This window comes from Paraflavitalea sp. CAU 1676, from assembly GCF_029223285.1.
In the GTDB taxonomy this organism is placed as follows: domain Bacteria; phylum Bacteroidota; class Bacteroidia; order Chitinophagales; family Chitinophagaceae; genus Paraflavitalea.
Window position 1 is genome coordinate 151907 of the sequence record NZ_JARHUJ010000005.1, and the last position, 22423, is coordinate 174329.

The 22423-nt window shown below is 50.6% G+C and carries 23 protein-coding genes and 1 other RNA gene; 18 read left to right on the forward strand and 6 right to left on the reverse strand.

The window, feature by feature from the left end; translation table 11 throughout:
- Nucleotides 1–2 precede the first annotated feature (2 nt).
- From P2H89_RS17085 to P2H89_RS17105, 5 genes are all read left to right on the forward strand, one after another.
- A complete protein-coding gene (locus tag P2H89_RS17085) occupies nucleotides 3–494 on the forward strand; it encodes a dihydrofolate reductase (protein ID WP_275829026.1) in 492 nt (163 codons plus the stop codon).
- A 33-nt stretch (nucleotides 495–527) separates the two neighbouring features.
- Nucleotides 528–1325 carry a class I SAM-dependent methyltransferase gene (locus tag P2H89_RS17090; RefSeq protein ID WP_275829028.1) on the forward strand — a complete coding sequence of 266 codons (798 nt, stop codon included), beginning with the start codon at nucleotides 528–530 and terminating at the stop codon, nucleotides 1323–1325.
- A 103-nt stretch (nucleotides 1326–1428) separates the two neighbouring features.
- Nucleotides 1429–1887, forward strand: coding sequence for a hypothetical protein (locus P2H89_RS17095; protein WP_275829030.1), 459 nt, complete (start codon nucleotides 1429–1431; stop codon nucleotides 1885–1887).
- Nucleotides 1888–1929: 42 nt separating this feature from the next.
- The gene (locus P2H89_RS17100) at nucleotides 1930–2373 is read left to right on the forward strand and encodes a hypothetical protein (RefSeq protein ID WP_275829032.1); all 444 of its coding nucleotides are present in this window, start codon (nucleotides 1930–1932) and stop codon (nucleotides 2371–2373) included.
- 18 nt (nucleotides 2374–2391) lie between these two features.
- Nucleotides 2392–2820 carry a hypothetical protein gene (locus tag P2H89_RS17105; protein WP_275829034.1) on the forward strand — a complete coding sequence of 143 codons (429 nt, stop codon included), beginning with the start codon at nucleotides 2392–2394 and terminating at the stop codon, nucleotides 2818–2820.
- A 65-nt stretch (nucleotides 2821–2885) separates the two neighbouring features.
- On the opposite strand, the gene P2H89_RS17110 is transcribed toward P2H89_RS17105, so the two are convergent.
- Nucleotides 2886–3638, reverse strand: a complete 753-nt coding sequence (locus tag P2H89_RS17110) for an RDD family protein (protein WP_275829036.1) — start codon at nucleotides 3636–3638, stop codon at nucleotides 2886–2888.
- A gap of 223 nt (nucleotides 3639–3861) precedes the next feature.
- On the opposite strand from P2H89_RS17110, the gene P2H89_RS17115 reads away from it, so the two are divergent.
- Genes P2H89_RS17115 through truB form a run of 6 tightly spaced genes read left to right on the forward strand, consistent with a single transcriptional unit; the run spans nucleotide 3862 to nucleotide 10030 of the window.
- On the forward strand, nucleotides 3862–4821 hold the full coding sequence (locus P2H89_RS17115; protein ID WP_275829038.1) for a stage II sporulation protein M: 960 nt from the start codon (nucleotides 3862–3864) through the stop codon (nucleotides 4819–4821).
- A gap of 8 nt (nucleotides 4822–4829) precedes the next feature.
- A complete protein-coding gene (locus tag P2H89_RS17120) occupies nucleotides 4830–5651 on the forward strand; it encodes a hypothetical protein (protein WP_275829040.1) in 822 nt (273 codons plus the stop codon).
- Nucleotides 5648–6895, forward strand: coding sequence for a hypothetical protein (locus tag P2H89_RS17125; protein ID WP_275829042.1), 1248 nt, complete (start codon nucleotides 5648–5650; stop codon nucleotides 6893–6895). Before P2H89_RS17120 ends, P2H89_RS17125 begins: the two co-directional genes overlap by 4 nt.
- A 26-nt stretch (nucleotides 6896–6921) precedes the next feature.
- Nucleotides 6922–7899 carry a MoxR family ATPase gene (locus tag P2H89_RS17130; protein WP_275829044.1) on the forward strand — a complete coding sequence of 326 codons (978 nt, stop codon included), beginning with the start codon at nucleotides 6922–6924 and terminating at the stop codon, nucleotides 7897–7899.
- Nucleotides 7900–7939: 40 nt separating this feature from the next.
- Nucleotides 7940–9286, forward strand: a complete 1347-nt coding sequence (locus P2H89_RS17135; RefSeq protein ID WP_275829046.1) for a DUF58 domain-containing protein — start codon at nucleotides 7940–7942, stop codon at nucleotides 9284–9286.
- A gap of 45 nt (nucleotides 9287–9331) precedes the next feature.
- The gene (truB, locus tag P2H89_RS17140) at nucleotides 9332–10030 is read left to right on the forward strand and encodes a tRNA pseudouridine(55) synthase TruB (protein ID WP_275829047.1); all 699 of its coding nucleotides are present in this window, start codon (nucleotides 9332–9334) and stop codon (nucleotides 10028–10030) included.
- Nucleotides 10031–10088: 58 nt separating this feature from the next.
- Here truB and P2H89_RS17145 read toward each other — a convergent pair whose 3' ends face one another.
- The gene (locus P2H89_RS17145; RefSeq protein ID WP_275829049.1) at nucleotides 10089–12434 is read right to left on the reverse strand and encodes a BamA/TamA family outer membrane protein; all 2346 of its coding nucleotides are present in this window, start codon (nucleotides 12432–12434) and stop codon (nucleotides 10089–10091) included.
- A gap of 111 nt (nucleotides 12435–12545) precedes the next feature.
- On the opposite strand from P2H89_RS17145, the gene P2H89_RS17150 reads away from it, so the two are divergent.
- Entirely contained in the window at nucleotides 12546–13280 is a 735-nt protein-coding gene (locus P2H89_RS17150) for an RNA methyltransferase (RefSeq protein ID WP_275829051.1), read from the forward strand.
- An 8-nt stretch (nucleotides 13281–13288) separates the two neighbouring features.
- Here P2H89_RS17150 and P2H89_RS17155 read toward each other — a convergent pair whose 3' ends face one another.
- On the reverse strand, nucleotides 13289–14518 hold the full coding sequence (locus P2H89_RS17155; RefSeq protein ID WP_275829053.1) for an FtsX-like permease family protein: 1230 nt from the start codon (nucleotides 14516–14518) through the stop codon (nucleotides 13289–13291).
- A 145-nt stretch (nucleotides 14519–14663) separates the two neighbouring features.
- Here P2H89_RS17155 and P2H89_RS17160 point away from each other — a divergent pair, with 145 nt between their 5' ends.
- From P2H89_RS17160 to P2H89_RS17180, 5 genes are all read left to right on the forward strand, one after another.
- Nucleotides 14664–15944 (forward strand): DUF5103 domain-containing protein, encoded by a 1281-nt coding sequence (locus P2H89_RS17160; protein ID WP_275829055.1) that lies wholly within the window; start codon nucleotides 14664–14666, stop codon nucleotides 15942–15944.
- Nucleotides 15945–16103: 159 nt separating this feature from the next.
- An RNA gene (ffs, locus tag P2H89_RS17165) (signal recognition particle sRNA small type) lies at nucleotides 16104–16203 on the forward strand.
- A 120-nt stretch (nucleotides 16204–16323) separates the two neighbouring features.
- The gene (gene fsa / locus P2H89_RS17170; RefSeq protein ID WP_275829057.1) at nucleotides 16324–17001 is read left to right on the forward strand and encodes a fructose-6-phosphate aldolase; all 678 of its coding nucleotides are present in this window, start codon (nucleotides 16324–16326) and stop codon (nucleotides 16999–17001) included.
- Between the two features lie 825 nt (nucleotides 17002–17826).
- Nucleotides 17827–18405: a hypothetical protein gene (locus P2H89_RS17175; protein ID WP_275829059.1), complete on the forward strand. Its 579-nt coding sequence runs from the start codon at nucleotides 17827–17829 to the stop codon at nucleotides 18403–18405.
- Nucleotides 18406–18466: 61 nt separating this feature from the next.
- Nucleotides 18467–19033, forward strand: a complete 567-nt coding sequence (locus tag P2H89_RS17180; protein WP_275829061.1) for an N-acetylmuramoyl-L-alanine amidase — start codon at nucleotides 18467–18469, stop codon at nucleotides 19031–19033.
- Nucleotides 19034–19065: 32 nt separating this feature from the next.
- On the opposite strand, the gene P2H89_RS17185 is transcribed toward P2H89_RS17180, so the two are convergent.
- Entirely contained in the window at nucleotides 19066–19530 is a 465-nt protein-coding gene (locus P2H89_RS17185; RefSeq protein ID WP_275829064.1) for a hypothetical protein, read from the reverse strand.
- Nucleotides 19531–19667: 137 nt separating this feature from the next.
- Between P2H89_RS17185 and P2H89_RS17190 the strand changes: the two genes are divergently transcribed.
- Nucleotides 19668–20543 carry a methylated-DNA--[protein]-cysteine S-methyltransferase gene (locus P2H89_RS17190; protein WP_275829066.1) on the forward strand — a complete coding sequence of 292 codons (876 nt, stop codon included), beginning with the start codon at nucleotides 19668–19670 and terminating at the stop codon, nucleotides 20541–20543.
- A 208-nt stretch (nucleotides 20544–20751) separates the two neighbouring features.
- On the opposite strand, the gene P2H89_RS17195 is transcribed toward P2H89_RS17190, so the two are convergent.
- Nucleotides 20752–21375 (reverse strand): NUDIX hydrolase, encoded by a 624-nt coding sequence (locus P2H89_RS17195; protein WP_275829068.1) that lies wholly within the window; start codon nucleotides 21373–21375, stop codon nucleotides 20752–20754.
- A 146-nt stretch (nucleotides 21376–21521) separates the two neighbouring features.
- The gene (locus tag P2H89_RS17200; protein ID WP_275829070.1) at nucleotides 21522–22112 is read right to left on the reverse strand and encodes a hypothetical protein; all 591 of its coding nucleotides are present in this window, start codon (nucleotides 22110–22112) and stop codon (nucleotides 21522–21524) included.
- Nucleotides 22113–22423: the final 311 nt, after the last annotated feature.

A 22423-nucleotide genomic window follows, 5' to 3' on the forward strand; every position in this document is an offset into this window, starting at 1 on the left:
ATATGCAAATAGCTTTAGTAGTCGCGGCCGCAGAAAACAACGTGATCGGTAAGAACAATCAGTTGCTCTGGCGCCTGCCCAACGATATGAAGTTCTTCAAGAACACTACCTGGGGCATGCCCGTGATCATGGGGCGCAAAACATTCGAATCGCTGGGCAAGCCACTCGCCGGCCGCACGAACATCGTCATCACCCGGCAGCCCGATTGGAAGGCCGAGGGCGCGATCGTCGTGAGCAGCCTGGAGAAAGCCATCGAAGCTGCCGCCGGTACTGATGCCAAAGAAGCCAATGTGATCGGCGGGGGAGAGATCTATGCACAGGCACTGCCGATAGCGCAACGTATTTATCTTACCCGCGTGCATACCTCGCTCGAAGGTGATACATACTTCCCGGCATTCGATGAACAGCAGTGGGGGCTATTGTCTAACCTCGATTTTCCGGCAGATGACAAACATGCCTACCCCTATAGCTTCCAGGTGTGGTCAAAACGTTAGCGGCCGCCATCCCTATCATCAATTATCATTTTCATGTATTCACGCTGGCAGTTAGCGAAGAAATATTTTCACTATTATACCACGGCCTCCAACGGAAAAGGGCATGGCGTTCATTCGCCTTTTGTGTTTGACTTCATCATCAACGTACTGAACGACGGGAAAACCTATGAGGCGTACGGGCAGGTAGAAGGATTGCGCAGTCGCCTGTTGCGCGACAATACCCTGCTCACCGTAGAAGACTTTGGCGCCGGATCGGCCATCAGCAATACCCGCCAGCGAAGCGTGGCCAGCATTGCCAAAAATGCCGCCAAGTCGAAAAAGCTCGGACAACTGCTGCACCGCATCGTACGGTATTATCAGCCAGCTACCATGCTCGAGCTGGGTACTTCATTGGGTGTCTCATCGGCCTATATGGCCCTTGGTAATCCGGCTGCAAAATTGGTAACGGGGGAGGGGAGTAGCGCCGTGGCAGCGCAGGCCACCGCTAATTTTAAACAACTCGGCCTGGCGGGCGTGCAATTGGTGCCCGGCAATTTTGATGAAACCCTGCCCGGCATGTTACGGGAATTGCGCACGGTTGGCCTGGCATTCCTCGATGGCAACCACCGGCTGGAACCTACCCTGCATTATTTTCAGCAATTACAACCCTATCTTACAGCGTACAGCATCGTTATAGTTGACGATATACATTGGAGCGAAGGCATGGAACAGGCCTGGGAGCAGATCAAAGAGAACCCCGCCGTAACGCTCACCATTGACCTTTTTTTCATCGGACTGGTCTTCTTCCGCAAGGACTTTAAAGTAAAGCAGCACTTCGTGGTGCGCTATTGAAAGGGCCTTTCATACAGGGTAAAACCGGGCACAGGTATGCGGTAAGCCGCCAGGCGGGCCTTGTCCGGTTGTATGGTCCGGCTCTTTTGCTTACATTTCGTGCATGAATACCCCAACCCAGACAGACGTATTTGAGATCACGCTCTCGCAAAAAGGCATTGGTTACATGTTGAAAACATTCAACCTGGTGCGGTGGGTGTTTCTGCTCGCAGCAATTGGCTCCGCTGGCTATTTGTACCTTGAAGTAGTACGTTTTGTTGAATACAGGGAGTTCGAAGTTGGCCAGGACTGGAGGCGCTATATGCTGCTTCGCGTAATGCCCTGGGTGGGGGCACTGGGGATACTGCTGAACATGACAGAGTTTACGGTCTATATGATCTTCACCCGCCGATGCTACCGGGCTATTGAACTGCGCCAGTCAGACCTGTTCAATGAGTCGTTTAAATGGCTGTTGCGTAATACCAAATTGGCAATGGCTGTTATGCTCCTGAACCTGCTGGCGGTAGGGTTCTACATGTGGGACCACATTAAAACTGTATGGGAACAGGTACCACAAGTTTGAAAATCAATTATATTTAGTCTCAATTATCCAAACAAACCAATCATGATGGAACAACAATTCTCCAATGAACCGCTTTTAGACCTCCAGGTCGACTACGATTCTGGCAACAAATTCAATGAAGCCACACGCTGGGCGAAGTTTTTGGCAATTATCTGCTTTGTGGGCATTGGGCTCATGCTCTTATGGGTTACTATCGCAGGTTTTGCAATACGTAGGGCATTTAGCACAATTATGGGCGGTGCCGACTTGGACAATATGGGTGGCATTCTAATCGCCGTCGTCATTGTTGTGCTGGGCATTGCCACCTTTGTAATGATTCTTTTATATCGTTTTGCCACCCTGGTAAAGAGGAGCATTCAAATACAGGATCAGGCCATGTTCGATGAAGGAATCAAGAATCTCAAAAACTATTTTCTGATCAATGGTATTTTGGGGTTGCTTGGCCTGGTAGTTAATTTATTGGGATTAGTTGGAAACATCTTTTAATCATATCAATAAGACAATATGGATAATCATACCAATCAGGAAAGTGGATTATTTAACCTAAGTATTGAAGGGGCTTCAAGAAACCTATTGCAAACAGCAGCAACCTGGGCACGCATCGTCGCGATAATCGGATTTATCAGCGCAGGTATTTCATTAATGTCGTCGATCCTGGCACCAAGTCAATTGGGCGCGGGAGCCAAGTGGGCAGGTGTTTTTATCAACGGACTTTTTCTCCTGATTTTCGTGGTCATTAACTATTTCTTGTACCGTTTTGCCACTCACACGCTGGCGAGTCTCAGTAATATGAATCAGGTTCAGTTTAACGAGGGCATCAATAGCCTTCGGCTCTATTTCAAGTTGATCGGTATTTTGATCATCATAATCATGGCACTTGTGTTTATTTTAATACTTTTTGCCGGATTAGGTGCAGCAGTAGGCTCCAGATGATAATTGGATCGTCCCTGAACAGAAAAGATTAGAAAAGCCTGCAGCGATCGCTGCAGGCTTTTCTATTAGTTGGTAGAGTAGTAATTGTAATCTTTCAACAGCGTATGCAGGAACTCGATAGAGTCCTGGTCGCTGTCCATCTTGAGCTTCGATTTGATCCGGTCGCCGATCTTCATCGCCAGCGCATAGTCGTTTTTGCGGCGTACACTCTCGATAATGCTCTTGAGGGTATTGATGTCCCGGTCGCTCAATTGCATCACCTGGGGATAGCGGGGTTTATAGGTCGATTCCACTTCCGTAAACACGGTGTCTTCCCAGGAAGTGCGGTTCTTGAGGTCGATGAGGATCGTGCCGGCCAGCAGGTCGCCGATACGTTGTGATTTGGGGGTGAAGATCACGGCAGCCAGTCCCAGGAAGATCAGCGGCAGCGTCCACCAGGGCAATACTTCATTCAGCACGGCGCCCAGCAGCCACCAGGGAAAGTCGATCATCCTGAACAACCACCGTATCAGGTACTGCCCGATACTGGGTTGGCTGCCCTCGTCGGTGATCACCTTGATGCGTAGGGCCATTTTCCCGAGTGTTTGCCCATTCATGGTGATCTCGCATAACGGAAAGTAAAGCAGTGCCGGGATCAGGATCGCGATCTGCTGCCAGGTTACCCCAAACATGGATTCGTCGATGATGGCCGCCATCAGCTGGAGGTAAAGCCAGCAAATGAACATATCGATCAGCCAGGCAAATAAACGCTTGTGGAAAGGCGAAATGGGGAATTCTACCTCGATGTTAAAACCCGTATCTAACTTAACCTGCAGCATATTACAACAATAGTAGCCTAAATTCGTTTAGCAATCCAGTAAACGCTCTTAAAATTAATTAATTATGCGGGAAATGAGGTTTCTTCCTCCACAGCTCCCCGCCAACGGATCATAGAATTTTAACATGGTGGCAGCCCGATCCCGAAAAAGGTCCATGACATTGGTTATCAGTCTTTGTTCAATGAACTTTTTCGTGTAGGTTTGAAAATATAAAACATCCCCGGTGAGAGAAGGTTTATTTCTGAAGAAAAACATAGAGAAGTGGAAGCAGTACCAATACGAGTCGGCTTCCAATCCCGATGAAATGGCGCAGCAGTTCACCGAGCTGGTCAACGATCTCGGCTATGCTAAAACCTTTTATCCGCACAGTAAGGTAACCACCTACCTCAATGGCCTTGCCTCCAAGATCTACCTCGGCATTTACCGCAACAAAAGGGAAGAGAGTTCCCGTTTTGCACGGTTCTGGAAAACCGAATTGCCGCTTACCGTTCGCCGTCACCACCGTGAACTGTTATACGCTTTTCTGATCTTTACCTCCCTGGCCATCATGGCCGCCTTTTCTGCCGCCCACGATGAAACTTTCGTACGGGGCGTGTTGGGCGATGGCTATGTGGAAATGACGGAAGACAATATCGCCAAAGGCGACCCCTTTGGTGTTTATAAAGACGAGAACAGGATCGCCATGTTCATGCGCATCGCGCTCAACAATATACAGGTATCCCTCCTGGTATTTGTGGCCGGCATCTTTCTCTCGCTCGGTACCGCCTGGTTCCTTTTTCAAAATGGCATCATGCTCGGTGCCTTCCAGTACATGTTCTTTGCCAAGGGACTGGGATGGTCATCGGTGTTGGTGATCTGGATACATGGCACCCTCGAAATATCGGCCATCATCATTGCAGGTGGGGCGGGCTTCATTTTGGGCAACAGTATCCTGTTCCCGAAAACGAGGAAACGCATCGACTCCCTGAAAAAGGGAGCCAAAGACGGCTTGAAGCTGATGATCGGTCTGGTGCCCATATTCATCGTGGCCGCCTTTCTCGAAGGATACGTAACCCGGTATTCGTCCATGCCGCAATGGTTGAGCATTGCCATACTCGCCCTCTCGTTCAACTTCATCCTGTGGTATTTTGTACTTTACCCCATACGGCTGGAGAAAAAGACCCTTCAAACAAAACCGCAGTAGAACATCGAATGATCGTAGCCTTTCAAAATATGTTGATCAAACCTTTGGGCAGGTGGTTGCTGTGCCTCGCTGTTTGCTGTCTGCCGGTGTTGGCAGGAGCCCAGGACGATAGGGTGACCGATTCGGTGATCGTAGCACCTGTTACAGACACCACCATTACTTATACGGGCGATGAGGAGAATGATGACACCGAAGAAGTGGTAGCCCCTCCTGTTTCCCCCGAATTGCGGGTAGTGCCCGACAGCGCCGTTAACCGGCTCAAACTGGACAAGGACTTCCTCTATGCCAACGATTCTGCCTACTGGGCGAAGGAAAAAGAGGCGGTAAGCGAGCGCCGCAAGAAGAGTTTCATGGACAAGTTCTATGATTTCTTTGCCGGCGAAACCGTTCGCACCATCACCTACATCATACTGGGCGTTTTATTGGTATTATTAATATACCGCATCGTTGTCGTGAACAACCTCTTTATGACGAAATCGTCCACGAAACGAACGGTCAATTCGGGCGAACATCCCTCCGAGATCGAAGACGGTAACCTGGACGATCGCATACAAACCGCCATCAACGAAAGGAACTACCGGGCCGCCGTTCGTTTCATGTTCCTCAAATCATTGCGTGGCCTCAACGAAAAAGGCTGGATCCGGTACAATGCCCAGGCTACCAACCACGAATACATCAGTCAGGTAACGCCTTACGGCGTAGGCAAGGAGTTCGGCTTTCTTACCTACCTGTATGAGTATGTATGGTATGGGGAGTTTGTGCTTACCGAAGATCAGTTCAATAAAGTGCACCAGAATTTTCAACAGTTTTACAAAAACGCCCGTTTGTGAGTCGCTCATATATACATATGGTGGTTGGATGCCTGTTGCTGTTGGTAACGGCGATAGGTTGTACGTCTAAAAAGCGACTGGATGAACGTGTCACCCTCTGGCGCAACGATAAAATACCTTACGGAACCTGGTATGCCCACGAAAACCTCCGGCGCATATTCCCGGATGCTTCCGTCAAGAACAATAAATCATCACCCGATCCCTATCAGAAAAGTAAGTTCACCGACCTGCTGTCTTCTTACGAAGAGAGTGGCAGCACGAAGGCTTACCTCATCATCTCCAACCAGGTATTGCCCGATAGCAAAGAGATAGAAGGTCTGATGAGTCTCGTGAACCAGGGCAGCAAAGTATTCATCTCTTCTTCTTTTATCGATGAACACCTGCTCGATAGCCTGCAACTAAAAGCTTCCCTCTACGGAGGTTTCATGAACGGGCACGATTCGCTGACCCTAAAGGTCTACGACCCGGTATCCTGGCAGGAAACAGCCTACTCGTACCCGGGCAAGGCCTATGATAATTACTTCAGCTTTGTCGACTCGTCCATCACCACCGTACTGGGTAAGGATGCCAACGGGAAAGCCAATTTCGTGAAGATCGCCTACGAAAGCGGGGGCGCTTTTTATATTCACCTGGCGCCGATCGGCTTCTCCAATTTCTTCTTGTTGCACAAAAACAATAAGGCCTACTACGACCAGGTACTGTCCTGGATGCCTAAAAATGTCGAGCACCTGTATTGGGACGACTATTTCCGCTACAGCTCGTACGGCGACGGTAAAGAGGGTGGGGGCGGCGCCAAATCGGGCTTCAAGGCCTGGAACTGGATGATGCAACAGCCTGCACTGGCCTGGGGTTGCGGACTCTTCCTGTTGCTGTTGTTGTTGATCTACCTGTTCGAATCGAAACGCAAGCAACGCATCATACCACCGATAGCGCCCCTGCGCAATTCATCGCTCGATTTTGTGAAAACGATCGGCCGCATGTATTTCCAGCGCAAAGACAACAAGGACCTGGTGCACAAAATGACCACGCATTTCCTGAGTTACGTGCGCGGCCGCTATAATATCCGTAGCTATGTCATGGACGACGAATTCGTTCAGCGCCTTACCTACAAAAGCGGCTATGATGCAGCGGCTGTACAAGGGCTGGTGTATCTTCTGCAATATGCAGCCGATTCACCGCAGGTAACCGACCAGGTGCTGCTGGAACTGAACCATAAACTCGAAACCTTTTATCAAAAAGCATAACTATTCAAACCTCAATTGCCTGATACATGGAAGAAACTTTTTTTGAACTCCGTACCGACCTCAGCACCCTGCAGCAGTCGGTAGAAACCTTAAAGGCAGAGATCGCCAAAGTGGTAGTAGGGCAGGAGCAAATGGTGGAGCTGTTGCTGACCGCTGTACTGGCCGATGGACACGTGATCATCGAAGGCGTACCCGGTGTAGCCAAAACGCTCACCGCCAAACTGCTCAGTAAGAGCATATCGGTAGGCTTTTCCCGTATCCAGTTTACCCCCGATCTTATGCCCAGCGATGTGATCGGTACTTCTATATTCAACCCGAAAGAGCACTCTTTCCAATTCAGGCAGGGGCCCATCTTCAGCAATATCGTACTCATTGATGAGATCAACCGTGCCCCGGCCAAAACGCAGGCCGCCCTCTTCGAAGTCATGGAAGAAAGGCAGGTAACGGTAGATGGCATCACCTACGGGCTCGAAGCGCCGTTCATGGTCGTAGCCACCCAAAACCCCATCGAGCAGGAGGGAACCTACCACCTGCCCGAAGCACAGCTCGATCGCTTCCTGTTCAAGATCACGGTAACCTATCCTACACTCGAACAGGAGTTCCGCATCCTGTCCAATCACCACCAAACCACACTCACCAGCATGCTGGGCGAGGTAAATGCGGTGATCTCGGCCGAGCAGATCGATAAACTGCGCAAACAGGTTCGTACCATTCGGGTAGAGGAAAAGCTGATCAACTTTATCACCAATATAGTAGCCAATACGCGCAACCATAAGTCGATCTACCTGGGTGCATCACCCCGGGCATCCATCGGTATCCTCAATGGCGCCAAAGCCCTGGCATCCATGCGCGGGCGCGATTTTGTAACACCCGAAGATATTGTATACATCGTGCCTCATGTACTGCGTCATCGTATCGTATTGACGCCCGAAAAAGAAATGGAAGGCGCCTCTACCGACGATGTCATCGATCAGGTTATTCAAAGTATCGAATTGCCCAGGTAAGTAACGGGCGGCATAAACACCATAAATCAGGCACATCACCTTGAAATTCTTTAACCGATATCTTAAGCCATTGTACTTTGGCCGCCGCTTCTACTGGTCGCTGGTAGCGGTGATCGCTGTATTCCTGGTAGCTTTCAGCTGGTCCTTTTTGTTCAGGATAGGTCAACTGCTTTTCCTGTTTCTTGTAGTGCTGGTGTTGATCGACTTTTTTATCCTCTTCTTCCATAAAACGGGCATCACCACCAAACGGGTGCTGGCCGAGCGTTTCAGCAATGGCGATGATAACAAAGTGACCCTGGAGTTGCAAAGCCACTATGGCTTTAAAGTATGGTTGAAGATCATCGATGAGATCCCTGTACAGTTTCAACGGAGGGATTTTTTGCTGCGCACAAGTCTGGGTGGCCTGGCCGCCGAAAACCTGGTCTATCACCTCCGCCCGGTAGAACGGGGAGAATATGTATTCCACGATGTCAATGTGTACGTGAAGAGCCCCCTGGGACTCGTGGTGCGCAGGGTATGTACCCCGCATGAGCAGATGATCAAGGTATATCCCTCCTTCTTCACCCTGCGGCAATACGAGATCATGGCCTGGTCCAACAACCTCGCCGAAGCAGGCAGCAGAAAGATCCGGAAGATCGGTCATAGCCTGGAGTTTGAACAGATCAAAGAATACGTGACCGGCGATGATATCCGCAGCATCAACTGGAAGGCAACAGCCCGCAAAGGTGGTCAGCTGATGGTCAACAACTTTATGGACGAACGCAGCCAGCAGGTTTATTGCATCATCGATAAAGGCAGGGTGATGAAAATGCCATTTGAAGGAATGACCTTGCTCGACTATGCGATCAATGCCACCCTCATCCTGTCGCGCGTAGCGCTCATCAAACAGGATAAGGCCGGGCTCATTACGTTTTCAGAACAAATAGGCCACTTTCTGCCGGCCGACCGCAAGGCGGCCCAGATGGGCGCCGTGCTGGAAACACTCTACAACCAACAAACGAAATTTCTCGAAACCGACTTCGAGAAACTATACGCCCTCGTTCGCGGCCGCATTACGCAGCGAAGCCTCATCGTACTGTTCACCAACTTCGAGTCGATGGATGGTCTGCAGCGGCAATTGCCCTACATCAGGAGCATCGCCCGTACGCACCTCGTGCTCGTCGTTTTCTTTGAGAACACCGAACTGCGGCAGCTTACCGATGCCAAAGCGATGGATGTGGAAGGTGTATATGTAAAGACCATCGCCGAAAAGTTCATCCACGAGAAGAAACTCATCGTGAAGGAACTGCAGCAGCATGGCATCACCTGCATTTTGACGGCCCCGGAGAATCTTACAGTCAACACCGTCAACAAATACCTTGAGCTCAAAGCCCGCCAGGCGATCTAAGGAGGGGAGCTTCACCGCTCGCCGCTTTTCCATTATCTTCGCCGCATGGAGCAGGGAATCAACAATAAATTCAGTGACGGACAGGTATTGCTCATCAATAAACCATTGGAGTGGACCTCTTTCGACGTAGTGCGTAAGCTGCGGGCGCAAATGAAGATCAAGAAAGTAGGCCATGCCGGCACCCTCGATCCGCTGGCAACCGGCATGCTCATCCTGTGCACCGGCAAGTTCACCAAGCGCATCAACGAATACATGGCGCAGGAAAAGGAGTACACCGGCACCATTACGCTCGGGTCTACCACGCCCACCTACGACCTCGAAAGCGAACCGGAGAATTTTAAAGAATACGCATCCATCACACCCGAACAAATAGAAGCCGTTACCCGGCAGTTCACCGGCGAGATCATGCAGGTGCCACCCATCCACTCCGCCATCAAAAAAGATGGTAAGCGTGTATACGAACTGGCCCGCAGGGGCGAGCACGTGGAACTGGAAGCCCGTAAGATCACCATCAAAGAATTTGAGATCACCTCCATCGACATGCCCAAAGTTGATTTCCGGGTGGTTTGCTCCACCGGCACCTATATCCGTAGCCTCGCCAACGACGTAGGCGCCGCACTGGGATGCGGAGGCCACCTCAGCAAACTCTGCCGCACACGCATAGGTGCTTTTACACTCGATCAGTCCATGACGGTAGAAGAAGCCCAGGCCATGATCAAAGAAGCATTGGCGGCGCAGCCTTGATAGTTCAATCCAACAATTAGTAAAAGGATCACAGCTTGTGCAGCCTGCACAAGCTACATTAGAATGGATATCCGATGCCGAGCTGCAATTGCCCGGAAGTGAGGTCGATGTGCTGGAACCAGCCATCACGCATGCTGGCGTAGTGAGGATTCTTGATCTTATAGGCCCAATCCAGGCGGATCATGAAGAACTCGAAGTCGAGGCGCAAACTGGTACCCGCACCCACGGCCAGATCCTTATACAAGCGGCCTAGTTTAAAAGAAGCCTCCGGAACCGGCTCACCGTTCCTGAACTCCTTACTCCAGATATTACCGATGTCTACAAACAGGGCACTGTTCACCTTGATACCGGCGATGGTGGTGAGGTTGAAGCGGTATTCGGCATTGAACTCCAGCTGCATATTCCCAAAGCGATCTACCTTGGTGCTGTCGTATTCATCATAAATTGTGGAAGAGCCGGGTCCAAGCCTTCTTACCTGCCAGGCGCGCATGCTGTAGGGGCCGCCGGCGAAAAAGGCTTTGAAGAAGGGCAGGTTGTATTCCTTCACGATCTTGCCATCTGCCGTATCCGTTTTACCATAGATGAGCGAAAAGCCTCCGAACGCGCGGAAAGCCCAGGAAGAGCGACGGCGATTGATATAATGTTTAATCTCCCCATCGATCTTCACGAAGCGGCGCAGGTCGCCCAGTTCCAGGTTTTTGATAAAGCCGAACAAGGCGCCGCTTTCTTCGATACGCGCACGCATCAGCGTAAACCGTTTGTCCTGGTCGGATTGGCGGCCGGCCGTAATACTGAAGATCGTACTGATGATCATACCGTCGTTGAAGGCAAACCGATAGGCGGGGATCTGCTGCTCCAGCTTGATCAAGCTATCCGTTTTATGCAGGTTGGTATATTCGAAATTAAATGGCGTAAGCGTATAGCTCTTCGTCCAGCGATTGGCTACATTGTCAGGGTCCGAAGCGCGGGTGCGGCGACGGGTCCACTCATAACTCCAGGCGGTGTTCACGGAAGGTGCGCGGAAGAAGTCGCGCCGGTCGGTATAACCTGCAGCGAGGTTGAGCGCCGTACGACGGGCAATGGTACGTTCGTTGCCATCGGTTTTGCGGGGAAACCAGTCGAGCAGGAATTTGGGAAGAATGACCTTCGGGAAATAGATATTGTGCGACAGGCTCGCCTGCAAGGTTTGCACCAGTTGCGAACTACCGATCTCGATACCAAAACGTGCATTGGTGCTCGTTTGTATCGCCTCCCGGTAGGCATTCCTGTTCAGCAGACGGAAATTGAGACCCAAACCAAAATAGCTGCCCTGCGTAAGGAAGTCACTTACGTTACGACTCGTTTCAAAATCCACATTGAGGCTGTGCTTCATGGCCGGGTAAAGCCTCAGCACCCCGTCCAGCAGGGGAACGGAGTCGCGGCGCTCCTGCAGGCTGAAATCTACATTCTGCCAGGCGCCCAGTTGATTGAATGTGTTGATCACCCGGTAATAACGGCGCTGCGAATAGAGCGAGCCGGGCCTCAGGCGGATATTGCTGGCGATGAACGGCAGCTTGAACCGGTCGCTGCTATAGAAGAACTCATAGCCCTGAATGGTCGTACTGTCGAACTCCGCGGCTTCCAATGTATCGGTCAGCAGCGACAGGTCGGTATATACTTTCAGGTCGCCGAAATAGTATTTGTCGATTTGGGCGCTGTCCTTGACCGGGCGTTGCCGGATGGTGACGTTGATCGTGGGGTTTTCCCTTTTCTTTTTCAATGAATCGAGCAATTGTAATTGCTCGAAGGGATCGAGTGTGGGGTCGATCAGGGCCGCCACGACCGTGTCGCGCTCGGCATACAGGTGCTCTTTGGAAAACCGGTAGTAGCCGCTGTCGCGAAACATACCCAGCAGGCGGTCAAGCTCGGAGTTGACGTTCTGGTCCGAATAGGCAGCCCCCTTTTTCAGGAGCGATTCCTTGGCGGTACGCTGCGCCATGGCCTGTAAAGCGGGCGTTTCCAGTGCAAAGCCGATGGAATCGAGGCGCATCACCTTACCGGGGTTCACGAAGAATTTGGTGGTTACCCGTTGCTGGTCGCCGCGTTTCTTGTTGTGCACGGTATCGATGGAAAAGGTGTCGGTGATAACGGGGTTGAAATAACCCAGCGAATGCAGCTTGGCCGTCAGGAAGCGCCTGGAACGGCCGATATTCAGCGAATCGAAGACCGGTGGTTTCTTCAGTGTCCGGAAAATGAACCAGGTGGTAACAAGCCGGGTTTTAAGGCTGTCGTCTACCTGGTCGTTCAATTGGGTCACCAGGTCCGAGCGGTCGTAATCGGGCGTTTTACCGGTCAGCACGACCGTAGTATAATAGGGAAATGGCTTGGCTGAATGATAGTCTTTTACCCGGTTAGCCTTGTTCACGGAACAGGACGTAGCCAGTAACAAACAGAGCAGACCATAGAAAGACCACTTGTAAATAGTAAAAAAAGTAACTTGCCGGCCGGACGTCATATAACTTTTAAACGAGGTGCAATGTTGGTTAAATCGCAGGTCAAATATATTCAAAGTTTAAGCCAGAAAAAATCAAGAGATGAAGAGGGTGTGTTTATTGCCGAAGGTCCCAAGATTATTAACGAACTCTTAAGCACCCCCAATATTCAGTTGCAGCAGTTATATGCCTTGTCCGAATGGATACAGCAACAACCTCAAACCCTTGCTGCCAGTGCAATTGAGGTGAGTGCCCACGAACTGGAACGCCTCTCTCAGCTGCAAACGCCCAACCAGGTGATCGGCGTATTCCGTAAGCCGGTTTTTTCTAAAATCACCAGTTACCACCATCGCCTCAGTATCGTGCTCGATACCATCCAGGACCCCGGCAACCTGGGTACCATCGTGCGTTGTGCCGATTGGTTTGGCATCCAAACCGTTATTGGTAGCCGGGAATGTGCCGATGTGTTCAGTCCCAAAGTGGTCCAGTCTACCATGGGCAGCATCAGCCGGGTACAGGTATTGTATGAGGATCTCGATACGTTCATGGAACAGCATAAAGACATTCCTTCTTATGCCGCCACCCTGCATGGAACCGGATTGTATGAGATGCAACCTGTAAAAGAAGGCTTTTTGCTGATCGGTAACGAGTCGAAAGGCATTCGGGAAGAACTTATAGCGCGTTGCCGCCACCGCATCACCATACCGCGCATAGGGCATGCAGAATCGCTCAATGCAGCCGTAGCTACCGGCATCATACTCTCGCATATTGCGCGGTAAAAGAAGTGTCAACTAAAGCGGATCGCCTTCACCGGCCGCACTTTGCGTACGATCACCGTGGGGATCAGGAGCACCAGGAAGCAAATGAGGAAAGTAGCGATGTCTACCACCAGGATCTGCCACCACACTACATCGGCCACCGCTTTCGACATCCAGTAGGCATCTTCGGGCAGGGGAATGAACCCATACCGTTGCTGCAGCCAGCAAACGCCTAACCCGATCACATTGCCCAGCAGCAGACCAATGAAAGTGATCACCGCACCGTGGTACAGGAAGATCTTTTGAACCATATTGTTGCGCGCGCCCAATGCTTTGAGTACACCGATCATGCGCGTACGCTCCAGCACCAGGATGAGCAGGCAGGTAATGAGGTTGAGGGTGGCAATAACGACCATGATAATAAGTACAATGGCGATCGTCTTATTTTGCAGGGCCAGCCAGTCGAAGATATTCGGGTAAATGTTCTTGATAGTAGTGCTCTTCATGCCCAGCGGCAGCTGCGATACGATATTGTCGCTCACCGGGTCCATCAGTTCGTAGTCGTGCAGGAAGATCTCGTAACCGCCTACCAGCGTGCTGTCCCAGTCATTCATTCTTTGGATCAGCTTAAGATCGCCGATGGCAATATGCCGGTCGTAGTCTTCGATACCTGTTTTGAAGATACCGGCCACCGTCAATTTGCGGGGGCGGGGAGTGCCTCCTTTCGGGATGAAATAGATGAGCACCTGGTCGTTGACCTTGAGGTTGAGTTGCCCGGCCGTATAGGACGACAGGTTGATCTCATTACTATATCCGCTATCCGTAAACTGAACCCAGCGGCCCTCTACGAGGAAATTCTGCAGGTTGCTGAAATCATAGCCTTGTTCAACCCCCTTCAGCAAAACGGCTTCGATGGTTTGGGTGGTTTTGAGGATGGCGTTCTTGGTGGCGAAAGCCTGTACCGATTTGATGCGGGGGTCGTACTGGCGAAGCTGCAGCACGGAGTCGTTCTTTTCGACCGGATATTCTTCCGCGATCGCTACCGGCGGCGCATCGAAGCTCTGAATGCGGATATGCCCCCAGAAGCTGAATACCTTCTGGCTGATGGTCTTTTGAAAACCACTCGCAAAAGCCAGCGTCAGGATCATGATGGCCACGCTGATCACGGTGGCGCCGATCGACAGGCGGATCACAAAACGGGAAAAAGACCGTTGCTGGTTAAAGGCGATGCGGCGGGCAATGAAGGCGGCGATATTCAATCGGGAACAATTTTTCGGGGGTAAAAATAGCAGAAAGCAACCATACCATCTCAAAAAGCTGTCTTTCTGAGGATTTCAATACCTTCAGCGCATAAAAGCTGGTAAGGGATTTGATTACTTACCGCGGATAATAAATCATTAACGGATGAAATACCTCTTCCTGTCTATATTCCTCCTGGCGGTTGGCCATTCTTTTGCGCAGATACCCGATGCTGTCTATTCGCCGAAGATCAAGACTGCCCTGTTGTACCGTACGGGCAATCAGCTCACGCCGCCGATCATCCCCCTCGGCGCAACAGGCGCCCTCGAACTGCATTTCGACGACCTCGATGCCAATATAAAAAGCTATTCCTATACGTATCAGTTGTGCAATGCCGACTGGACACCCGCTATCCTCAGCCAGTTCGATTATGTAACCGGCTTCTCGCAACAGCGCATCACCAACTACCGCGTGTCATCCATCGCTTTTACCAGGTACACCCACTACACGGCCACCTTGCCCGATCGCAACAGCATACCATCGAGATCGGGTAATTATATATTGAAAGTATTTCTCAATGGCGATACCTCAAAGCTCATCATCACCAAAAGAATGATGGTGGTGGATGAGAGTTCAACGATTACCGCGCAGGTGCAGCAGCCCTTCAACGGACAGATATTTCGTACACACCAAAAGATACAGTTCAAGGTAGCACTCAATGCCAAACTCAATGTGGTGAACCAGTTTCAGCAGATCAATGTGGTGATCATGCAGAACTACCGCTGGGATAATGCCGTCACGAATATCCGCCCTTCGTTCTTCGCGCGCAATGTGCTGGAGTATAATACGGAGAATGACGCCGTGTTTGCGGCCGGCAAGGAATGGCGCTGGCTCGATCTGCGGAGCCTTCGGTTCCAGAGCGACCGCATAGAACGTGCAAAATACAATAACACTTCCACCGATGTGTTTGTAAAACCCGATGCCAACCGCAGTTCGCAACGGTTCAATTTCTTCAAGGATAATAATGGCATGTTCACCATCGAAACAACGGAGAGTGTGAATCCCTGGTGGCAGGCCGACTATGCAAACGTCACCTTCACCTTCGTGCCAGGCAACAATGTACCGTTTCCCGATAAGGACGTATTTATAGTAGGGCAACTAACCGATTACAACCTCAACGATTCGGCCAAAATGGTGTTCAATACAGAAAAGGGCGCTTATGAAAGATCGCTGTTCCTGAAAACAGGTTATTATGATTACTGCTACGCCACCATCGATAAAAAAGATCCGAAAAGAAAAGCCTCTTTTGAATTCACCGAAGGAAATTATTGGGAGTCGGAAAATCTCTATACCATTTTAGTATACTATAGATCATTGGGCGGCAGGGCCGATGAACTGGTTGGAGTAACGACGCTCAATTCGCGCACAGACAGGCCAGGCTGGTAATTGAGCAAATATCAGCGGCGCCTGTAATATCCGTATGCGGTACAGAAAATGCATCAATGCAATAGATTGTACAATTAAAAGCATAAGAATTACCCGAAATTATCTTCAATAATTGCGCATCGTTGACTGTAATTAATTGTTTTGATGTATATTTGCAACCGGCAGGTCTTACACGACCAGCTCCTGCTGAACCCCCCCAGGGCCGGAAGGCAGCAAGGGTAGGCGGTTGTAGCGGTGCGATGTAAGTAATCTGCCTTTTTTTTTCTTTTTATAAGAGCATGGCCAATGGCAACCTGCACACATCTTCTTCTCCTGAAAGATCGTCTCCCGTTCAAAGGCCATTCGCATATCCACATAAATCTCTCAAAACTTTAAGAGTATGAAATTTTTTATTGATACGGCCAACCTGGCTCAGATCAAAGAAGCTCATGAATTAGGTATTTTGGATGGCGTTACTACCAATCCTTCCCTGATGGCCAAAGAAGGCATCAAAGGTGAAGATGCCATTTTGAAGCATTACCTCACCATCTGCGAAATGGTAGATGGCGATATCAGCGCAGAAGTAATCTCTACCGAGTTCAAGGATATCGTTGAAGAAGGCAAGAAGCTGGCCGCTATCCACCCCAATATCATCGTGAAAGTGCCCATGATCAAGGATGGTATCAAAGCGATCAAGTATTTTACCGACAACGGTATCAAGACCAACTGTACGCTGGTATTCTCTGCTGGTCAGGCGATCCTCGCTGCAAAAGCAGGCGCTACTTACCTGTCGCCCTTTATCGGCCGCATAGATGACAGCAACTGGGATGGTGTTCAGCTGATCGAGCAGATCTCTCATATCTACAACCTGCAAGGGTACAAGACCGAGATCCTCGCGGCTTCTATCCGCAGCCCGCTCCACATTGTAAAATGTGCTGAAGCTGGTGCTGACGTGGTAACCAGCCCGCTCGAGCCCATCCTCGGACTCCTGAAACACCCGCTTACCGATATCGGCCTGGCGAAGTTCCTGGAGGATGCCAAGAAAATGACAGCTCCCGCACTGGCTGGCGCTAAATAAGCTCCTGCAAGTCATTGAATTATAGTGAAACGCCCCCGACTGGGGGCGTTTTTCATTTGGTATAGATCTAATTCGCTGATTTTCATTCCCCCTGACGATTTCTAACCAGCTCTTGCTCACCGGGTACCTTTCACCAAGCCAGACCCTGAGACAAGGGTGGGTGAATCGTGGGTAAAAAAAGATATTTATCGGAGATATAATAGAGATAAAGCAGAGATATTCCACATATATACCACATCTAATAAATCTGGTATATCTCTGGTATACTTCTATTTTAAGAATTGTATATATGTATATTACCCCGCTAATAGGTCAAAAGTTAGTATGAGCTTACCATGGGTTCGATCAGGCCTGAACGACCGGTTTACCACATAACCAGCTGATTAGGTTGCCCTTCCGCCAGCTTCGATCCAGTCTACCTTCGGCCGCAAACCACCCGCCTTGGCGGCGATCTACTCAGCCACCCCATGTCGTCACCCTTTGGTCTCAAGTCACCCGCCTGGGCGGCCACTTCCCCGCGACCCTTGCCGGGTGCCCATCAGTTTGATGCCCGTCTGCCCCCAAGCCGTCCCCCTGCGCGATCTCTCAGCCACCGCCTGCTCTGTGACCATCAGCTCCATACTCGTTCAACCCAAACCGGCCGCTCGCCCGTTTGGGCGGTATGCTATCGCCCCCACACCCGCCCGTCCGCGCGGCCCATTCTATCCAACATCTCCCCGTCAAAAGACCCGGCCAAACTGGGTGCTTTGCCTGGCAATAAACGCCGGGCGAATGGTCAACTTTGGATCTATAAAACCTTATTTCCTGATTCAAAAAAGTAGGACCATGTCAAACAGTAAAATTTCACTGGAAGATTTTCTGCGTGATGAAGCAAAACAAGCAAAAGGATTTTTAGCCGTAGTAGAGTCCCTGGAAAACAACGACAAGCAGGTATCGGTATCCGTATGGGAAAAGAATGCCTGCAGTTGCCACACCAGCATCAAGGTGCCCAAAGAATTGATCGAATCCATCGAACGGACCGAACACACTCATTTCTGTTGCGGTGAGTACCACTCGGTCCTGAAGATCAACTTCAAACAAGGCGCTGCCATTTCGGTAGAAGAAGTTTTGAGCCAGTTGGCGACTAATGGAAACGGGCATCCCGTACCACACCCCATTTCGGGCGATTATCCCATACCAGGTAAACTGGAAGTGCCGCGCTTTCCGGCATTTCCCCTGTTGGCCGGCGACAGAGTAGTGGATACGCGCGACCGGCATTACCTCGACGATATCTGGGATGGTATTACCTATTGTCGCAAGTCGAATATATACCCTATCCCCTCCCGTTTCCCTGGCTTGTGTTATGATGTCTATCGCAATACGCTAACTGGTGAAGAATGCAAGCGCGTTGCCAGGAGGTGTTAAAACCTTGCGGCAACTGGCCGGCCACTACGCCCGATTATTCAATCTGTAAAACCAAAGCCATATGAACATCCAACAACTGGGATCATTTCTTGCTTTTCGCGACCGGGAAAATGCACCCGAACTACTCGTGCTGCATGCCACCGCCGGCTCAACCGCCAAAAGCAGCATCGATCATTTGAGAGGGGTGGGCCTCAGTTACCATTATATCATCGCCCGGGATGGGAAGGACACTTCCAAAAGCGTCAATGCGCAGGATACCGAGGCAATCATCTTTCATTGCGTGCCCAATGAAAAACATGCCTTTCATGTTGGCTCCACCATTCCCGCACCGGGCGGACTGGGCATCAACAAATCATCCATCGGTGTGTCGATGGCAAATATTCAGCGCAAAACGAATCCCGAAGCTTATCCGGCACGTCAGTTGAAAGCACTTGACGAGCTGCTCGCGCACCTTAAAACAACAGTACCCTCGCTGAAGTTCCTGACCGTACACGCAGTGGTGCAGCCCTGGAATCGGGCAGATCCCTTAAAGATTGACGCTAAAAAGCTCGCCGCGAAACATGGGTTTGAGTTCTTTCAGCCTACCGAAGCGCAGATCAAGGCGCATACGCCCAAAAAGACCAAATAACCGGCGCGGGCTGCCATCTGAAGCCGGGGGGATCAAAATCCTCTCCGGTTCCTTTTATTCTTTCGTGCGGGGGAGGAGCTTCCCTGCATCACTTCTTCTTTTGTCTTCAGCAATTCGGGGTTATCCCAGGTCTTCATGAAAATGGTCACTTCCTTCCAGATCTGGGGGTTGCTCTTCAGCACCGCTTTCACCTGTACTTTTTCATCCTTGAACGAGCTATCGATGATGAGGCTGTTGCCATCCCACTTTCCCGCCGAAGCAGAGAAGGTAATGTCTTTGAAGGTGAGGGGCAACCATCGCCCGTCTGTCAGTTTACCGTCTACATTGATGTAGTTGTGCACCCCTTTTTTCAGGCTATCGGTATACAGGTGAAAATAGATGCTATCTACCTGGGCTTGTCCAGACCGGGGATGGTCGGCTTTCGCCTGCGACTGTGCCTTCGTTGCCAAACCGGCTATCAAAAACAAGGCGAAGAATATGTAATGATTTAGCTTCAAGTATAATGGATTGTTTCGTGGATAAAGATCGCCATTACCAGCAAACAGTTGTAAGGCCATCCTGTTAAATATAGCAAGAAACGGGTTGAGCAGGGGTGTAATTGCGCGGAAATTGCATACATTAATAACAATTCCTTATGCTATCAGAGAAAATATTAAATTATGAACCTGTGGCTGCGAATGCTTATCAATATCAGCAGATAGCCCGGGCTATCGATTATCTCTATGAGAATTTCCGGATGCAGCCGGGCCTGGAAGAAGTGGCCGCCCAGGTAAATATGAGTGCCTTCCATTTTCAGCGAATGTTTACCGAATGGGCAGGCATCAGTCCCAAGCGCTTTCTGCAGTTCCTCACCACCGATTACCTCAAACACCGTATTACCGGGTTCGATAACCTGCTCGATGCAGCCGATGCGGCCGGACTATCCAGTCAGTCGCGCGTGTACGACCTGTTTGTGAACCTCGAAGCAGTGACACCGCAGGAATACAAAGAGAAGGGGAGCGGCATCCTCATAGAATATGGGTTCCACAACACACCTTTCGGAGAATGCATCATCGGGGTTACCGGCAGGGGCATCTGTCACCTCTCTTTTTTACAGGAGGGTAACCGCAGTGCCGCCATCGAAGAGTTGGAAGCTGCCTGGGAAAGAGCGCAGGTGCGGGAGAACAGCCGCAACACCGAGTTGATGGCAAGCGCCATCTTCCACCGCAAACCGGGTGAACAGGAAAAGCTGAGTGTATTGGTGAAGGGTACCAACTTCCAGGTGAAGGTGTGGAATGCACTGCTGGAAGTGCCTTATGGTGCTGTAAGCACCTACCAGTCGCTGGCGAAACACATCGAACAGCCCAATGCACTGCAGGCTGTAGGATCTGCGGTGGGCGCCAACCCCATCGCCTACCTGATTCCCTGCCATCGTATTATCCGGAAAAACCTCATCATTGGTGAATACCATTGGGGTACCGAACGCAAGAAGGCCATGTTGGGATGGGAAATGTCGAAGACAGCGATCTAAGCCGTCCATGCAGCTCGCCCATTAGCAATCAACAAAACCGGTTACCTTCCTGGAGGAGTGATCTCAAGGTTCGGCTTACAGCTTGCATACCCATGAATCCCTGGGGGAGTGACCTCAAGGTTCGGCTTACAGCTTTCATAGACATGAATCCTTAGAGGAGTAACCTCCAGTCCCGGCTTACAGCCGGCTTAGCCATGACAAACAGTACTTAATCGAAGTACGCGGCGGACCCTGGGTCCGCTGCTTTTTTATACAGCAGTTCGATCTGGGATTGCAGGATGCGGTCCTTCGATAACTCGGGCAACTGATCGATGGGAAAGAAACCCGTGTCGAGAATATCGAAACCCTTCTGAAAGTTCAGCGGGCCGTTTAACTCTACCAGCAACGCAAACTTGTACACGTAAAAAGCCTGGGCAGGGTGGGGGTGACAGCGTTTATCGAACACCGCCAGTAGCCGGGTGGCTTTCACCTGCAAGCCTGTTTCTTCCCGGAACTCTTTTTCGATCACCTCTGCCGGCGAAAAGCCAATATCAGCCCATCCACCGGGCAGCGTCCACTTGCCATCGGCCATTTCACGGGCCAGCAGTATCTCCCCTTTTTCATTCAGCAGCAGTCCACGCACATCTACTTTGGGCGTTGGATAATCCTTATTGGGTGCATAAAAGTCTTTGATCACCTCGATGGGTTGCCCAATGAGGTGGCTGGTGAGCTCATGGCTGATCTCCAGCAACTCAGTATATCGCTCACGATCGTAATCGTTCGTATTGTACAGGAGGCCGGTGTCGGCAATAGACTTGATGCGCTTGGCGAGATTGAGGACAGGGTCGGTCACAAGATTGATTTTAGGTCGATGGTAAATTTAGCCCGAAGGTAAATGAACCAGTTTACATTCATTTTTCGCAGCAGTAGTTGCGGCAAAACAATTCCTGGGGGGCTACTCTTCTTTGTGCGTAGACTAAAAGAGGTTCGCAGGGGAGGCTACTCTTTTTCGCGTAGCAGCAGCTTTAAAAACGCTGCTCCGCGCGGCGAAAGCTCGTAGCCTGGATCGAGACTGATGGTAAGTCCCTGTTCTTTCAGTTTCCGGATATTGGGCTTGAGCCATTCCTTTTCCTTTCCGGTTGTATGCGCCAGGTCGGCGGCCCGCAGGCCGGGGTTGTCGCGTATGGCCAGCAGCACGGTGCTTGTCCAGGGACCAGTTTTGGAGTATTTGTCGAGCCGTTCGAGCGCGGCTTTGAGGGTAACGAATTCTTCTTTCGAAATTTGTTCCTGCGCGCGTAAGGCAATCCGCGGATCCGGTGCATGGTATTGCACGGTGATCCTGTAAAGGGTGCCGGCCGGCCGGCTGTTCAATTCATCGAGCAAGGATGCTTTATTGGGGTAGCCGGCAGCTTTTGACTGGGCTTCGGTTATGCTGCCCGGGCTTACTTCCTTTATATCGGTCAACTCCACCAATCCAACCGAGGTCTTGATAATACTGCCTTTTTTGGCCGATGGCTTGGTCCAACGCCTGAAGGCAAGTGTAACATCGCCCGCTTTGATCGCTTCGAGATGTACCTGTTTGATCAGCATGTCTTAAATATACGACCATACCCGCTGAAATGCCCTGCCCGTAAGGAGCTCATTGGCGTGGATATCGATAAAACCCTCTTCCCCAATGAGGCAAAGCCATCAGAACCAGTGAAATATGACCGATTTTAGTGTGAAAACCAGGCCTGACTTATTCACGAAACACTGCCATTTTATCCACATACCTGCGAGGATATCCACATGGTGCAGTGTTTGTGTATAAAACACTGTGGGTAATCCTGTGGGTAACTATTGGCCTATGTAATTTGTACCCCTATTCTTCTATATTTGCTGTCCTTAAAAAAATAAGACAC